General features: G+C 71.4%; 14 protein-coding genes. 6 read left to right on the top strand and 8 right to left on the bottom strand.

The features are described 5' to 3' along the window. Nucleotides 1-4: 4 nt before the first annotated feature. Complete coding sequence (locus QOL88_RS07765; RefSeq protein WP_097215718.1) at nucleotides 5-466, bottom strand: MaoC family dehydratase; 462 nt, start codon at nucleotides 464-466, stop codon at nucleotides 5-7. A 109-nt stretch (nucleotides 467-575) separates the two neighbouring features. Between QOL88_RS07765 and soxR the strand changes: the two genes are divergently transcribed. Next, nucleotides 576-1043 (top strand): redox-sensitive transcriptional activator SoxR, encoded by a 468-nt coding sequence (gene soxR / locus QOL88_RS07760; RefSeq protein WP_097215717.1) that lies wholly within the window; start codon nucleotides 576-578, stop codon nucleotides 1041-1043. Here soxR and QOL88_RS07755 read toward each other — a convergent pair. Then, nucleotides 1000-1767, bottom strand: a complete 768-nt coding sequence (locus QOL88_RS07755; RefSeq protein WP_179879097.1) for a 3-keto-5-aminohexanoate cleavage protein — start codon at nucleotides 1765-1767, stop codon at nucleotides 1000-1002. The two genes, soxR and QOL88_RS07755, sit on opposite strands and share 44 nt — an antisense overlap. A 75-nt stretch (nucleotides 1768-1842) precedes the next feature. Further along, nucleotides 1843-2445, bottom strand: a complete 603-nt coding sequence (locus tag QOL88_RS07750) for a hypothetical protein (RefSeq protein WP_097215716.1) — start codon at nucleotides 2443-2445, stop codon at nucleotides 1843-1845. A gap of 263 nt (nucleotides 2446-2708) precedes the next feature. On the opposite strand from QOL88_RS07750, the gene QOL88_RS07745 reads away from it, so the two are divergent. Further along, nucleotides 2709-5507, top strand: coding sequence for a penicillin acylase family protein (locus QOL88_RS07745; RefSeq protein WP_097215715.1), 2799 nt, complete (start codon nucleotides 2709-2711; stop codon nucleotides 5505-5507). 70 nt (nucleotides 5508-5577) lie between these two features. On the opposite strand, the gene QOL88_RS07740 is transcribed toward QOL88_RS07745, so the two are convergent. After that, nucleotides 5578-6894, bottom strand: a complete 1317-nt coding sequence (locus QOL88_RS07740; RefSeq protein WP_097215714.1) for a serine-threonine protein kinase — start codon at nucleotides 6892-6894, stop codon at nucleotides 5578-5580. 91 nt (nucleotides 6895-6985) lie between these two features. Next, a complete protein-coding gene (locus QOL88_RS07735; RefSeq protein WP_097215713.1) occupies nucleotides 6986-8221 on the bottom strand; it encodes an exo-beta-N-acetylmuramidase NamZ family protein in 1236 nt (411 codons plus the stop codon). Nucleotides 8222-8440: 219 nt separating this feature from the next. Between QOL88_RS07735 and QOL88_RS07730 the strand changes: the two genes are divergently transcribed. The 3 genes from QOL88_RS07730 to QOL88_RS07720 are packed head-to-tail and all read left to right on the top strand — an operon-like array spanning nucleotide 8441 to nucleotide 11497. Then, nucleotides 8441-9214, top strand: a complete 774-nt coding sequence (locus QOL88_RS07730; RefSeq protein ID WP_097215712.1) for an SDR family oxidoreductase — start codon at nucleotides 8441-8443, stop codon at nucleotides 9212-9214. Then, entirely contained in the window at nucleotides 9211-10875 is a 1665-nt protein-coding gene (locus QOL88_RS07725; protein ID WP_097215711.1) for a class I adenylate-forming enzyme family protein, read from the top strand. The genes QOL88_RS07730 and QOL88_RS07725 overlap by 4 nt, the downstream gene beginning before the upstream one ends. A gap of 28 nt (nucleotides 10876-10903) precedes the next feature. After that, entirely contained in the window at nucleotides 10904-11497 is a 594-nt protein-coding gene (locus QOL88_RS07720) for a TetR/AcrR family transcriptional regulator (RefSeq protein ID WP_031107884.1), read from the top strand. Between the two features lie 18 nt (nucleotides 11498-11515). Here QOL88_RS07720 and QOL88_RS07715 read toward each other — a convergent pair whose 3' ends face one another. The 3 genes from QOL88_RS07715 to QOL88_RS07705 all read right to left on the bottom strand — a co-directional run bounded on the left by QOL88_RS07715 (nucleotide 11516) and on the right by QOL88_RS07705 (nucleotide 14147). Next, entirely contained in the window at nucleotides 11516-11692 is a 177-nt protein-coding gene (locus QOL88_RS07715) for a hypothetical protein (protein ID WP_179878794.1), read from the bottom strand. 200 nt (nucleotides 11693-11892) lie between these two features. Continuing rightward, nucleotides 11893-13107: an acyl-CoA dehydrogenase gene (locus QOL88_RS07710; RefSeq protein ID WP_097215710.1), complete on the bottom strand. Its 1215-nt coding sequence runs from the start codon at nucleotides 13105-13107 to the stop codon at nucleotides 11893-11895. A 5-nt stretch (nucleotides 13108-13112) separates the two neighbouring features. Further along, nucleotides 13113-14147, bottom strand: coding sequence for a phosphotransferase family protein (locus tag QOL88_RS07705; RefSeq protein WP_097215709.1), 1035 nt, complete (start codon nucleotides 14145-14147; stop codon nucleotides 13113-13115). A 200-nt stretch (nucleotides 14148-14347) separates the two neighbouring features. On the opposite strand from QOL88_RS07705, the gene QOL88_RS07700 reads away from it, so the two are divergent. Beyond that, nucleotides 14348-15298: an NADP-dependent oxidoreductase gene (locus QOL88_RS07700; protein ID WP_097215708.1), complete on the top strand. Its 951-nt coding sequence runs from the start codon at nucleotides 14348-14350 to the stop codon at nucleotides 15296-15298. The last annotated feature ends 54 nt before the right edge of the window (nucleotides 15299-15352 follow it).

The raw sequence follows: 15352 nt of genomic DNA, 5'->3' as shown, positions 1-15352 counted from the left end.
GGCCTCAGAAGTAGTAGCGCGCCACGGACTCGGCGACGCAGACCGGCTTGTCGCCGCCCTCGCGCTCGACACTGAAGGCGACGGCCACCTGGACGCCGCCCGGCACCTCGTCGACGGCGCTGATCGTCGCCGTGGCCCGCAGCCGGGAGCCGACGGGGACCGGGGCGGGGAAGCGCACCTTGTTCGTGCCGTAGTTGACGCCCATCTTCACGCCCTCGACAGCGATCAGCTGCGGTCCGAAGAGGGGCAGCAGCGACAGGGTCAGATAGCCGTGCGCGATGGTGGTGCCGAAGGGACCGGCCGCGGCCTTCTCCGGGTCGACGTGGATCCACTGGTGGTCGCCGGTGGCCTCCGCGAAGAGGTCGATCCGCTTCTGGTCGATGTCCAGCCAGTCGGTGTACCCCAGTTGTTCGCCCACCGCCGACTTCAGGTCGTCGACGGACGTGAAGATCCTCGGCTCTGCCATGTCTTCCAGGCCTCTCGTATGCAGGGGGTCTGCGCGCTCAATGTCTAAGCGACTGCTTAGCATGGTCGGCCGTGGGGGCTGTGTCAACGGACTCGGTAGGGTTCGAGGGGTGCCCCAGATTCCAGAGAAGATCCATGAGCTCACGGTCGGCCAGCTCGCGGCGCGCAGCGGTGCCGCCGTCTCGGCCCTGCACTTCTACGAGTCCAAGGGCCTGATCAGCAGTCGCCGGACCTCGGGCAACCAGCGTCGCTACGCGCGTGACACGCTCCGCCGGGTCGCCTTCATCCGGGCCGCGCAACGGGTCGGCATCCCCCTGGCGACGATCCGTGAAGCGCTCGCGGAACTCCCCGAGGGGCGCACGCCCACCCGGGAGGACTGGGCGCACCTCTCGGACGTCTGGCGCACCGAACTGGAAGAGCGCATCAAGCAGCTGAACCGGCTGCGGGACCACCTCGCCGACTGCATCGGCTGCGGCTGCCTCTCCCTCGACACCTGTGTCCTGTCCAACCCCGACGACGTCTTCGGTGAACGCCTCACGGGTTCCCGCCTGATGGTCGACCGGGGCGGTCGCGGGTAACGTCCGCCCGGCTCGCCCCGTACTCCGCCAGCCCGGCCGCGACCAGGTGCGCGTTCGACCCCGCACGCTCCCCGTCCGGCAGGACCAGGACGTCCTCCAGCCCGATCCGCGTGGCCATGCCCAGCCGGCCCGCGAGCCGCAGCACCGGCCAGGCGCCCCCGTCCTCGCCGTGCAGCAGCACCGGGCGTCCGTGCGCCGGCCCGAGGCCGGACAGCAGCGCCCGCGCGGAGGAAACGGCGACCGATGGGTCCGTGTCCGTCACCTCCGCCAGGACCCTCAGGACCTTCGGCCCGAGCGGGGAGGCCGCGAACTTCTCGGCTCCGTCCGTGCCCGACCAGATGCCGGCCTCCACACCCACTCCGAGCTCCATGAGCAGCGCGGCCGTCTCCTCCGCCCCCGGCTCGTGCCAGTTGACCGAGGCGTGGTCGGGCAGCACGGTCCAGTCGCGGATCCGTTGCAGCCGGGCGGCGGGGTCGGGTTCCGCCCACGCGCCCGTGGTCACACCCACCGGCACCGGTACCCGCGCCCGGATCGCCGACAGCACCGGCGCGAGCACCCGCGGCGACAACGTGTCCTGCCCGCAGGGCGTCTTGGGGTGGACATGGATGTCCGTCGCCCCGGCGGCGACGGCCTCGGCGGCCGAGTCGGCGATCGACTCGGGTGTCAGCGGCACGGCCACACCGTCAGCGGCCGTCCGTGAACCGTTCAGGCACACCTGCATCATGGTGTCGATGGTGCCAGTCACCACCGACAGTGGGGGTGCGGCATCCCCGGCGCACCCCCCGCGCACCCGCATCCGTCAAGCCGACACCAACAGCCTCGTCCGCCGGGCGTACGCCAGGGACTCGGGCGTGAGCACGGGGCGCGGCACCAGGATTCCGCAGTCCGTGCAGACCGGCCCGGACGAGGGTTCGTGGTCCAGGCCGTACCTCCACATGAGCCGCTGCCCGTCGCACACCGGGCACTCCGAGCCCGGCTCGCGCTCCAGCGCGGCGATCAGCCGGCGCAGCACCTCGGCCAGCGGTTCACGGGGATGGACCGCCGGATCGTCGCACCACGCCACACCGAAACCGCCCCAGGTCAGCCGGTGCCAGTCGTCCACACTGCCCGGCCTGCGCAGCCCGTCGTGCTTCTCCTTCTTGCGGCGCTCGGCGAACTCGACCTCGTAGGCCAGCCAGACCGCCCGTGCCTCCTCCAGTTCGTCCAGTGCGGCCACGAGCCGCACCGGATCGGGGGAGCGGTCCTCGGGGCCGAACCCCGCCCGGGAGCACAGATGGTCCCAGGTCGCCCTGTGTCCGTAAGGCGCGAACCTCTCAAGGCACTTGCGCAGCGAATAACGCCGCAAGGCCAGATCGCACCGCGGATCGCGGACCTGTCTCGCCAGACTCCGGAAACCCGCCATCGTCCTGCACCTCCGTCACACCTGCACCTGTAATCCGGTCACTTCGGCGTCGTCGTACGGACGTCGCCGAATAGACGTATCGACAAGCGAATCGGCTCCATCCGATTTCAAATGGCCTCCATAAGCGGGCCGAAGAGGCTCGCGAGTCGACTGCCGTGGTCCGTGTGCCTGTTGTACTGACTTCGAAAAGTGACGCTTGTTCATCTTCAAGCCGGGGGATACCGGCGGTAACATCCGGCCCACCCCCGTCGGGAGGAGCCCCCATGTCACGGCGTGCCCCACGCACCGTTCTCGACAGAATGAGAACTCCCAGCGGAATCCCCGGGTTCCTGAAGACGGCATCGGTATGCGCCCTGATCGCAGGTCTCTTGTCGCCGCTTGCCCCGGCTGCCGCCTCGGAAACAGCGGCCGCGCAGGTCACGGCCGCGGCGAACGACCACTGCGGCAACCAGTGTTCGGACATCCTCCCGCCCGGCCAGAACGGCAACGCCACCCTCGCCCAGATCCTCCTCAACCAGGCCTTCGGCACCCAGCCCGAGCACGCCGAGGACCAGCTCGGGCCCTACGCCAACCTGGCCAAGGGCTACCCCGGCCTCACCAACGACAAGATCAACAACTTCTTCAACGACGCGTCCTTCGGGGTTCCCGCCGACCAGGTCGCCTCCAGCGTCAAACCCGCCGGACGCGGTGACGTGACGATCGTCCGGGACAAGAAGACCGGTGTGCCGCACATCACCGGCACCACCAGATACGGCACGGAGTTCGGCGCCGGATATGCGGCAGCCCAGGACCGGCTGTGGCTGATGGACGTCTTCCGTCACGTGGGTCGCGGTCAGCTGACCTCCTTCGCGGGCGGCGCGCCCTCCAACCAGGGCCTCGAGCAGCAGTTCTGGCGGCACGCCCCGTACAGCGAGGCCGATCTGCAGGCGCAGATCGACAACGCCGTGGCCACGAACGGCGAGCGCGGACAGCAGGCCCTCGCCGACGTCAAGGCCTACCTCGACGGCATCAACTCCTACATCGACGCCTCCGACAGCGGGCGCACCTTCCCCGGTGAGTACGTACTCACCGGGCACAAGGACTCAGTCACCAACGCCGGCACGATCGAACACTTCAAGATCACCGACATGGTCGCGCTGGCCTCCGTCATCGGCGCGCTGTTCGGCTCGGGCGGAGGCGGCGAAGTGAACAACGCCCTCTCGCTCATGGCCGCCCAGGAGAAGTACGGCGTCACCGAGGGCACCAAGGTCTGGGAGTCCTTCCGGATGCGCAACGACCCGGAGGCCGTCCTCACCCAGCACGACGGCAGCTTCCCCTACGGCGCCAAGCCGGCCGACCCGCAGGGCACGGCTCTGCCCGACGCCGGTTCGGTGGAGCCCGAGCCGCTCGTGTACGACCGCACCGGCAGCGCCACGGCCGCCGGCGCGACCAGTGCGTCCGGCGACGCCGCGAAGGCCGCCCGGTCCTCCGCCAAACGCGGCATGTCCAACGCCCTCGTGGTCAGCGGCGAGCACACCGCGAGCGGCCACCCCGTCGCCGTGTTCGGCCCGCAGACCGGCTACTTCGCCCCCCAGCTGCTCCTGCTCCAGGAGATCCAGGGCCCGGGCATCAGCGCCCGCGGCGCCTCCTTCGCCGGCCTGAGCATGTACGTCGAGCTCGGCCGCGGCCAGGACTACGCCTGGAGCGCCACGACCTCCGGCCAGGACATCATCGACTCCTACGCCGTCGAGCTGTGCCAGGACGACTACCACTACCTGTACCGCGGCACCTGCACGCCGATGGAGAAGATCGAGCAGAAGAACGCCTGGAAGCCCACGACCGCCGACGGCACCGCGGCCGGCTCCTACACCATGCGCGTCTGGCGCACGAAGTACGGCCCCGTCGAGTACCGCGCGACGGTCGGCGGCAAGAAGGTCGCCTACACCACCCTGCGCTCGTCCTTCATGCACGAGGCCGACTCCATCATCGGCTTCCAGATGCTGAACGACCCGGACTACGTCAGGGGCCCGGACACCTTCCAGAAGGCCGTCCAGCACATCAACTACACCTTCAACTGGTTCTACGCCGACTCCGAGCACACCGCGTACTACAACAGCGGCGACAACCCGGTCCGCGCGAGCGGCGTCGACGCCGAGTTCCCGGCGTGGGCGCGGCCGGCGTACGAGTGGCGCGGCTGGGACCCGGCGACCAACACGGCCGACTACACCCCGCCCTCCGCCCACCCCCACTCCACCGACCAGGACTACTACGTCTCCTGGAACAACAAGCAGGCCAGGGACTACACGACCGCGCCCTGGGGCAACGGCTCGGTGCACCGCGGCAACCTCCTCGAGGACCGGGTGAAGAAGCTGGTCCAGCAGGGCGGGGTGACCCGGGCCGCCCTGGTGAAGGCCATGGCCGACGCCGCACTGGCGGACCTGCGGGCCGAGGACGTGCTGCCCAAGCTCCTGAAGGTCGTCACCAGCTCGCCCGTCACCGACCCGGCCGCGTCGGCCGCCGTCGGCAAACTCCAGGCCTGGGTCGCCGCCGGCGGCAAGCGCACGGAGACCGCCGCCGACTCGAAGAAGTACGCCGACGCCGACGCGATCCGCATCCTGGACGCCTGGTGGCCGCTCCTGGTCAAGGCCGAGTTCGAACCGGGCCTCGGCAGCGACCTCTACACGGCCGTCACCGCCAACCTCCCCGTCGACGAGTCCCCCTCGGCCGCGCACGGCCCGACCGGCTCCCACGCGGGCAGCTCCTTCCAGTACGGCTGGTGGAGCTACGTCGACAAGGACATCCGTACGGTCCTCGGTGAGCAGGTGAAGGGGCCACTGGCCCGCACGTACTGCGGCGACGGCAGCCTCGGCGCCTGCCGGGACACCCTCATCGGCACCCTGAAGCAGGCGGCCACGAAGACCGCGGCCCAGGTCTACCCCGGCGACGACGTGTGCGCGGCGGGCGACCAGTGGTGCGCCGACTCCATCAACCACCGCACCCTCGGCGGCATCAAGCACGGCAAGATCAGCTGGCAGAACCGGCCGACCTACCAGCAGGTCGTGGAATTCACCTCACACCGGTGACAACCGCACACCAGTGACCACCTCACACCGGTGACCACCTCACACCGGTGACGCGTGAACCGGCGGCGGGTCAGCGCACGCGGCCCGCCGCCAGCACCAGCCGGGCCAGCTCCGCGTGCAGGATGTCGCTGTGCGCACCGGCCGGCGGCCCGCCGCGTCGGACCACCGCGGCCGCGTCGACGTTCACGCACCCCGAGGCGGGCAGGCTCGCCTCCAGGGCCTCGGCGAGGGTGTACGCACGCGTGCCCGGCACCGCCTGCACCCCGTCGTGGCCCATCGCGCCCCACGTGGCGCCCAGGGCCCGCCCCAGGTCCAGGTCGCCGGCCGTCCGGCTGTCGCCCGCCATCCGCGAGGCCAGCGGGTACATCGTGCCCAGGGCCGCGTCGTGCCGGGAGTGGCAGCACACCAGGGGCCCGTCGATGCGGTTCTGCTGCCCCTGGAGCACCCCTCCGGCCCGGGCGTCGTGCGGCAGCCGGGCCGCGAACGCGTAGTGCGAGAAGGCCCCTTGGAGCAGCGTCACCGACTTCACCGTGCGCACGCCCTCGGGCAGGCCCCGCAGCGCGAACGACACCAGCCGCGCGCCGAAACTGTGCCCGACCAGGTGCACCCGCACCTTCGGAGCCGCCTTCGCGAGCTGCCCGACGACCCGGCCCAGGCCCCGCTCCCCGACAGTTCCCGCACGCCGCTTCATCGCGTAGTACGTCGCCTGCCGCAGCAGTTCGTGCGCACCGTCCCAGGGGTCGGGGATCCTGCATCCCCGCTGCGGCCCGGACGCTTCGAGCTCCGCCAGTGCCCGCGCGAACTCCTCGCAGGCCGCCGCCGACGACCCGGCGAACATCTCCGGCTCGCTCTGCGGCACGCCCTCCGCCACCGTGTCCGCCGCGAACAGTGCCTGCGGCCCGGGCGCCACCACCTCCACCAGCGTCCGCACCAGCCGCCCGAACTCCTCCAGTTCGCCCACCTCCGGCGGCTGCTGCTCCAGCAGCCGGGCGATCTGGTCGACCAGGATCGCCCGGCCCGGGAACGTCTCCAGCAGCGCGTGCCGGGTGTCCTTGTCCAGCACCGGACGCCTCGCCGGCTCGGCCGCCACGGCCCGCGGGAAGTCCGGGATCGGCTCGTCGGAGAACCGCATCGCCGGCCACAGCACCCCGACGTATCCGACCCGGGCCCCCGGGGCCAGCCGCGGCACGGGCGCGAAGAAGCGGTCGTAGAGGCGGTTCGCGCCCGAGCGGTCGGTGTTCCAGCCGTGCGCGAAGACGATCAGATCGCGCACGCCCCGCTCCCGCACCCCGGCGAGCAGCCGGTCGCGCCCGCGGTCCCCGGGGTCCCCGTCCGCGTCGAAGGTCAGCTCCCAGTAGGGAGTCACACTCATCGCCGGATCCGCCATGACAGGCCCCCTGGTCCCCGGGTGACGCCACGATGTGGCGCATCGTCCTGCCAACGGGGGAGCTTGGCCATACGTCACGGGCGCATTCGCCTCAGCGGTAGAGCAGGTACGTCCGCCGCGTCCTGCGGAACGCCGCCAGATCCCGCTGCCACCCCGCCACCACCTCGTCGGTGTCCGCGCCCGCGTCGATCATCGTCCGCACGCGGGTGGAGCCCGTGAGCTTGTCGATCCAGTTGTCCGGGCGCCAGGCGAAACCGCTCCAGACCCGTTTGGCGGTGACGAGCAGGGCGATCCCCGTCCGCACCGGATCGAACGCGGCCCGGTCGTGCACATGCACCTGCACACCGCCGATCGTCCTCCCCTGGAACTTCGAGAACGTGGGCGCGAAGTACGCCTCCCCGAACCGAACCCCGGGCAGGGCGAGTTCGTTCGCCGCGGCCGCCCAGCGCCGGTCGACGCCCTCAGCGCCCAGCAACTCGAACGGCCGGGTCGTGCCGCGCCCCTCCGACAGGTTCGTGCCCTCGAACAGACACGTCCCCGAGTACACCAGGGCCGTCTCAGGCGTCGGCATGTTCGGGCTCGGCGGCACCCAGGGCAGCCCGGAGGCGTCGTAGAAGTCCGAGCGCCTCCAGCCGGACATCGTCACGGTCTCCAGCGGTACGGCCTCGGTCAGGAACTCCTCGTTGAACAGCCGCGCCAGCTCGGCGACGGTCATCCCGTGCGCCTGGGCGATGGGCTGCCGCCCGACGAACGTGGCGAACTCCTTGTGCAGGACCGGGCCGAGGGCCGTGCGGCCGGTCACCGGGTTCGGCCGGTCCAGCACGACGAACCGCTTGCCGGCGAGCTGGGCGGCCTCCATGCAGTCGTACAGCGTCCAGATGTACGTGTAGAAACGGGCGCCGACGTCCTGGATGTCGAAGACGACCGTGTCCACGCCGGACGCGGTGAAGATGTCCGCGAGCGCCCGGCCGCTCTTGAGGTACGTGTCGTAGACGGGCAGGCCGGTCGCCGGGTCGTCGTAACGGCCCTCGGAGCCGCCGGCCTGGGCGGTGCCGCGGAAGCCGTGCTCCGGGCCGAAGACGGCGGTGAGGTCGACGCGGGCGTCGGCGTGCATGACGTCGACGATGTGGCGGGCGTCGCGAGTGATGCCGGTGGGGTTGGTGACGATGCCGACCTTCTGGCCGTCGAGCAGAGAGTAGCCGTCCTGGGCGAGTTGTTCGAAGCCGGTGCGCAGGTGCCTGCGGCGCTGGGCGGCGGAGGCGGTGGATGTGGCCGATACGGCTGCCGCCGTGGCGGTGGTGATGACGGCTCGTCTGGAAGGGCGCATACGGTGACCTCCTTGAGCGGGGACGGTCGGCATGGGCACGGTATGCGCTTCTGCGGGTTGTGGGGAGGCCGCGGGTCGTCGGTGGCTTGTCGCGCAGTTCCCCGCGCCCCTTTCGGGGCGTTCCGCGCGGCCCTTGCAGGGGCGTTCCCGGCACCCCTTCCCTGGTACATACCGACCGGTTAGTCTGGCGCCATTGCAGAGCCGCGACTGAGGAGACCGATGGTGGGAGCCTTTCAAGAGGCCGGAGTCGTTGTCACGGGGGCCGGCGGCGGGATCGGGGCCGCGCTCGCCCGGCGGTTCGCCGCCGAAGGGGCCCGGGTCGTCGTCAACGACCTCGACGCCGAGCGGGCCAAGCAGATCGCGGACGACATCGGAGGCATCGCCGTGCCCGGCGACGCCTCGGCGATCGTCGGCGACGCCCGCGACGCACTCGGCGGGACCGTCGACGTCTACTGCGCCAACGCCGGTGTCGCCGCCGACGGCATCGAACCCGGGCAGCCGCTGGACGAGAAGGCGTGGGCCCTGTCCTGGGACGTGAACGTCATGGCTCATGTGCGGGCCGCGCAGGAACTGCTGCCCGCCTGGCTGGAGCGCGGCAGCGGCCGGTTCGTCTCCACCGTGTCCGCCGCCGGGCTGCTCACCATGATCGGCGCCGCGCCCTACGCCGTCACCAAGCACGGCGCGCTCGCCTTCGCCGAGTGGCTCTCCCTGACGTACCGGCACCGGGGCGTGAAGGTCCACGCGATCTGCCCGCAGGGCGTGCGCACCGACATGCTGGCCGCCACCGGCAGCGCGGGCGACCTGGTGCTGCGGCCGACCGCGATCGAGCCGGAGGCCGTGGCGGACGCGCTGCTCCAGGGCATCGAGGCGGACCGCTTCCTGATCCTGCCGCACCCCGAGGTCGCCGCCTATCACCAGGCCCGGGCCGGTGACCCCGACCGGTGGCTGTCCGGCATGAACCGCATCCAGCAGCAGTGGGAGGAGGCCCGGTGACCGAGTCCCGTTACGCGGCCAAGCCCTGGCTCGGCCTGCTCAGCGACGCCCAGAAGGGCGCGATCAGCCCGGCCGGCTCCCTTGTGCACGCCCTGCGCGCCGCCGTGGCCGAGACGCCCGGCAGCGACTTCCTGGCCTACTTCGACGGCCGGCTCACCTACCGGGAGGTCGACGAGCTCAGCGACTCAGTCGCCGGGCACCTCGCCGCCCGCGGTCTCCGGCGCGGCGACCGCGTCGCGGTGCTGCTGCAGAACTCCCCGCACTTCGTGCTCGCCCTGCTGGGCGCGTGGAAGGCGGGCGCGGTCGTCGTGCCCGTCAACCCGATGTACAAGTCGGGCGAGGTGGCCCACGTCCTGCGGGACGGCGAGGTGGCCGCGCTGATCTGCTCGGACCGGGCCTGGGAGTCGTATCTGCGCGAGACGGCCGCCGACTCGCCCGTGCGGATCGTGCTCACCGGGTGCGAGCTGGACTTCCAGAGCCGCGACGACGCGCGCGTGCTGACCTTCGAGCGCCTGCCGCAGGCCCCCGACGCCGACGACCTGGTGACCGTGGCACGGGCCGGGCACAAGGCGCCCGAGGATCGTGATCCCGGCCCCTCCGACATCGCGCTGATCAGCTACACGTCGGGCACCAGCGGCACGCCCAAGGGCGCCACCAACACGCACGGCAACATCATGTACAACGCCGAGCGGCAGCGGACCGGCCTCGGTCTGCCCGAGCGGCCCGTGTACTTCGCGATGGCGCCGCTGTTCCACATCACCGGCATGGTCTGCCAGTTCGGCGCCTGTCTGAACAGCCGCGGCACGCTCGTGCTGGCCTACCGCTTCGAGTCGGGCGTGGTGCTGGACGCGTTCGCCGAGCACCGCCCGCACTACACCGTCGGACCCTCCACGGCCTTCATGGCGCTGGCCGCTCACCCCTCCGTCACCCGCGACCACTTCTCCTCCTTCCGGGTGATCTCCTCCGGCGGCGCCCCGCTGCCGCCCGCCCTGGTGGAGAAGTTCCGGGCCGGCTTCGGCCCGTACATTCGCAACGGCTACGGACTGACCGAGTGCACCGCGCCCTGCGCCTCCGTGCCGCCCGGTCTGGAGGCGCCGGTCGACCCGGTGTCCGGGACCCTCGCCGTGGGACTGCCCGGCCCCGACACGGTCGTACGGATCGTCGACGAGGCCGGCGAGGAGGTGCCCTTCGGGGAGCAGGGCGAGATCGTCGTCCGGGGCCCGCAGGTCGTGCCCGGCTACTGGCGCCGCCCCGACGCCACCGCCGAGACCTTCCCCGGCGCCGAACTGCGCACCGGCGACATCGGCTTCATGGACGAACAGGGCTGGCTCTACGTCGTCGACCGCAAGAAGGACATGATCAACGCCTCCGGCTTCAAGGTGTGGCCGCGCGAGGTCGAGGACGTCCTCTACACGCATCCGGCGGTGCGCGAGGCCGCCGTCGTCGGCGTGCCCGACGGGTACCGCGGGGAGACCGTCAAGGCGTACATCAGCCTGCGACCGGACGCCGACACGGACCCGGATGCACTCGCCGCCTACTGCAAGGAGAGACTGGCCGCCTACAAATATCCGCGCCAGGTGGAGATCCTGCCGGACTTGCCGAAGACGGCCAGTGGGAAGATCCTCCGGCGGGAACTGCGTTCCCGTACGCAAGGCAACTGACAGCAGAACGGAAAGGCAGGTGGCGGCAGTGCCCAGGACCACGGACTCGGACGGCACGCCCGTGCCTCAGCGGCTCCTGGCCGCCGCCACCCGGCTCTTCGCCGAGCAGGGCTACGACCGCACCTCGGTGCAGGAGATCGTCGAGGCGGCCGGCGTCACCAAGGGGGCGCTGTACCACTACTTCGGCTCCAAGGACGACCTGCTGCACGAGGTGTACGCGCGCGTGCTGCGCATCCAGCAGGAGCGGCTGGACGCCGTGGCCGGTGCCGACGAGCCGGTGGAGATGCGGCTGCGGGCCGCGGCCGCGGACGTCGTGGTGACGACCATCGAAAGCCTCGACGACGCGATGATCTTCTGGCGCTCCATGCACCACCTCAGCCCCGAGAAGAACAAGCAGGTCCGCGCCGAGCGCCGCCGCTACCACGAACGCTTCCGCGCGCTCGTGGAGGAGGGCCAGGAGTCCGGCGTCTTCTCCAAGGCGACCCCGGCGGACCTCGTGGTCGACTACCACTTCGGCTCGGTCCACCACCTGTCGACCTGGTACCGCCCCGACGGGCCCCTCACGCCCCAGCAGGTCGCGGACCACCTGGCCGACCTCCTGCTGCGCGCCCTGCGCCCGTAGCGGCCGCCCCGCCCCGCCTCAGGTGCGGCCGTGGCGGCCCCCGGCGGACGTCCCGGACCGTTGAGGGCTCGTCAGGCCCCGGCAGTCCAGGTGCGGGTCCGTGACCTCCCGGCGGCCGTCGAGGGCGGTCCGCACCCGCCGGAGCAGTTCCCCGCAGGTGTCGTGGTCCAGATCGCCGGTGAGGGCCAGGCGCACGGTGTGCGGGCCGGTGCGCTGCAGTCCCGTATCGCGGGGATGTGCTGTTCCAGGCGCACTGTCCACCCCGAAGGCCGGTCACGAGACCGTGCGAAGGTTCACATCCCGTCCACACCCCGGGCGACCGCAGCCGTCCGTCGACGGGAAGGGGCGGCCGGCGCGTTGGGGAAGTCCCCGTCGCCCCGGCCGCCCGCAGCACGTCACACGTGCCGCTTCAACTCCCGCCGCGCCAGCGACCGCTGGTGCACCTCGTCCGGCCCGTCCGCGATCATCAGCGTCCGCGCCCCCGCGTACAGCTCCGCCAGCGGGAAGTCCTGGCTCACCCCACCGGCACCGTGCAACTGGATCGCCCGGTCGAGGATGTCCACCACCGCCCGAGGCGTGGCGATCTTGATGGACTGGATCTCGGTGTGCGCACCGCGATTGCCCACCGTGTCCATCAGCCACGCGGTCTTCAGCACCAGCAGCCGCAACTGCTCCACCGTCACCCGCGCGTCCGCGATCCAGTTGTGCACCACACCCTGCTGCGCCAGCGCCTTCCCGAACGCGGTCCGCGACACGGCCCGGCGGCACATCAGCTCGATCGCCCGCTCGGCCATGCCGATCAGCCGCATGCAGTGGTGGATCCGCCCCGGCCCGAGCCGCGCCTGCGCGATGGCGAAACCGCCGCCCTCCTCACCGATCAGGTTCGACACCGGCACGCGCGCCTGGTCGAAGATCACCTCGGCGTGACCGCCGTGGTAGTGGTCCTCGTAGCCGAACACCTGCATGGCCCGCTTGATGGTGACGCCCGGGGTGTCGCGCGGCACCAGCACCATCGACTGCTGGCGGCGGATGTCCTCCCCGTCCGGGTCGGTCTTGCCCATCACGATGAAGATCTTGCAGTCGGGGTGCATCGCCCCGGAGATGTACCACTTGCGGCCGGTGATGACGTACTCGTCGCCGTCCCGCTCGATGTGGGTGGTGATGTTGGTGGCGTCGGAGGAGGCCACCTCCGGCTCGGTCATCGCGAACGCCGAGCGGATCTCGCCGGCCAGCAGCGGCTCCAGCCACTGCTTGCGCTGCTGCTCGTCGCCGAACTGGGTGAGCACCTCCATGTTCCCGGTGTCGGGCGCCGCGCAGTTCGTCACCGTCGGCGCCAGCTGCGGGGAGCGGCCCATGATCTCGGCGAGCGGCGCGTACTGGAGGTTGGTGAGCCCGGCCCCGTACTCGGAGTCCGGCAGGAAGAGGTTCCACAGGCCCTGCCTGCGGGCCTCGGCCTTCAGCTCCTCCACCACGGGCACGGTCTCCCACGGCGAGGCGAGCCGCTCGCGCTGCTCGTGGGCGACCGCCTCGGCGGGATAGACGTACTCGTCCATGAAGGCGAGGAGCTTGCCGCGCAGCTCTTCGGTGCGCGCGTCATAAGCGAAGTCCATGTGGATCAGCCCTCCTGGAGGCCTTCGTGGAGCGTGGTCAGTCCGTGCCGGACGAAGACGGGGACGAGGTCGCCGATGCGGTCGAAGCCGCGCCCGACCGTCTGGCCCAGCGTGTAGCGGTAGTGGATGCCCTCGAGGATCACGGCGAGCTTGAACCAGGCGAACGCCGTGTACCAGGAGACCGCGGAGACGTCGCGCCCCGAGCGCGCGGCGTACCGCTCGATCAGTTCCGACGGCGCCGGGTGCCCGGGCGCCTCGGCGGTCGTGGAGACGGGGGACTCGGGCATGGCCAGCGGCATGCTGTACATGACCAGCAGGCCGAGGTCGGTGAGCGGGTCGCCCAGCGTCGACATCTCCCAGTCGAGGATCGCCTTGATCTGGTCGTCCTCGCCGATCAGCACGTTGTCGAGCCGGTAGTCGCCGTGCACGACGGCCGGGGCGGGGGAGTCGGGCAGCTCGCGCCCGAGGGCGGCGTGCAGCTCGTCGATGCCGTCCAGGTCGCGGTTGCGCGAGGCGTCCAGCTGCTTGCCCCAGCGCCGCAGCTGCCGGTCCAGGAAGCCCTCGGGCCGTCCGAAGTCGGCGAGACCCACCTCGCCCGGGTCGACCGCGTGCAGCTCCACCAGTGTGTCGACCAGGTTCAGCACGGCGCCCCGGGTCCGCTCCGCACCGAGCGGGAGGAGCTGGTCGGCGGTGCGGTAGGGGGTGCCCTCGACGAACTCCATGACGTAGAACGGCGATCCGAGCACCTCCTCGTCCTCGCACAGCAGCACCGGCTCCGGCACCGGCACGGCGGTCGGGTGCAGGGCGCTGATCACCCGGTGCTCGCGCTTCATGTCGTGCGCGGTGGCCAGGACGTGGCCGAGCGGGGGCCGTCTGACGACCCACCGGGAGGTGCCGTCGGAGACCGCGTAGGTGAGGTTCGACCGTCCGCCCTCGATCAGCCGGCCGGACAGCGGTCCGGTCACCAGGCCGGGCCGCTCGCGGTCGAGCAGGCCGCGCAACCGTTCGAGATCGAGTCCGGGCGGGTGGTCGGGGCTCATGCGTCGCTCCTACGGGCAGGGTGGACAGTTCCCGACTCATGATGCCGACCGGTCGGTATGTCGTCCAGAGCGGGGCCGAAACGTGATCGGAGCCACGATAGGCCGATCACTGCCCACGGGAGGCGACGGGGGAGGTTTCGGCCGGTTCGTTCAGGCCATCCGGCTTGCGTGGCGCCCGACGAGCCCGGAAGGTCAGAGCCATGAAGGCCATCAGCTACTCACGGTACGGCGGACCCGAGGCGCTGGCGTTCGGCGAGGTCCGCGATCCGAAGGTCGGCCCCGACGCGGTGCTGGTGAAGGTGCGGGCGGCGGCCGTGAACCCCGTCGACTGGAAGGCCCGTGAGGGATACCTCGACGGGATCCTCGCCCCCGTCTTCCCCGTGGTGCCGGGCTGGGACGTCTCGGGCATCGTCGTACGGCCCGGCGTGGCCGTCTCGGAGTTCGGCGTCGGGGACGAGGTCATCGGGTACGTGCGCGAGGACTTCCTCTCCCGCGGCACCTTCGCCGAGTACGTGGCCGCGCCCGTGCGCACCCTCGCCCGCAAGCCGCGCAACCTCTCCTTCGAGGAGGCGGCCGGGCTGCCGCTGGTCGGGCTCACCGCGTACCAGGTGCTGACCAAGGTGCTCCAGGTGAAGCGGGGCGAGACCGTCCTGGTGCACGCCGCGGCCGGGGGCGTCGGCTCGATCGCCGTGCAACTCGGCGTCCACCTCGGTGCCCGGGTGATCGGTACGGCGAGCGAGCCCAACCACGACTTCGTGCGGGGCCTCGGCGGGGAGCCGGTGGTGTATGGCGAGGGGCTCGGCGAGCGGGTGCGCGGGCTGGCCCCCGAGGGGGTGGACGCGGTGTTCGACACGGTGGGCGGGGACGCGCTGAAGGTGTCGGCGAACCTGCTGGCCCCCGAGGGCCGCCTGGCCTCGATCGCGGACAACGACGTCGTGAACTACGGCGGCCGCTACTACTTCGTCCGCCCCGACGCGCAGGACCTCCGGCACCTGGCCGACCTCGCGGAGCAGGGCGTGGTGAGCGTGCACGTCGACGAGACGTTCCCCCTGGAGCGGGCTGCGGACGCGCACCGGCTGAACCAGGAGGGCCGCACCCGCGGCAAGATCGTGGTGACGGTGGACTGGGGCAGCGAGGTCGAGGGCGACTGAGGAACCACGCCCTGGACGGCGAGTGAGGAACCACGCCCTGGAGGCCAGTGAGGG

The sequence above is a fragment of the Streptomyces sp. Ag82_O1-12 genome, assembly GCF_900182715.1.
In the GTDB taxonomy this organism is placed as follows: domain Bacteria; phylum Actinomycetota; class Actinomycetes; order Streptomycetales; family Streptomycetaceae; genus Streptomyces; species Streptomyces massasporeus.
Note: the sequence above shows the minus strand (reverse complement) of the source record. Positions and strands in the feature narration are given on the sequence as shown.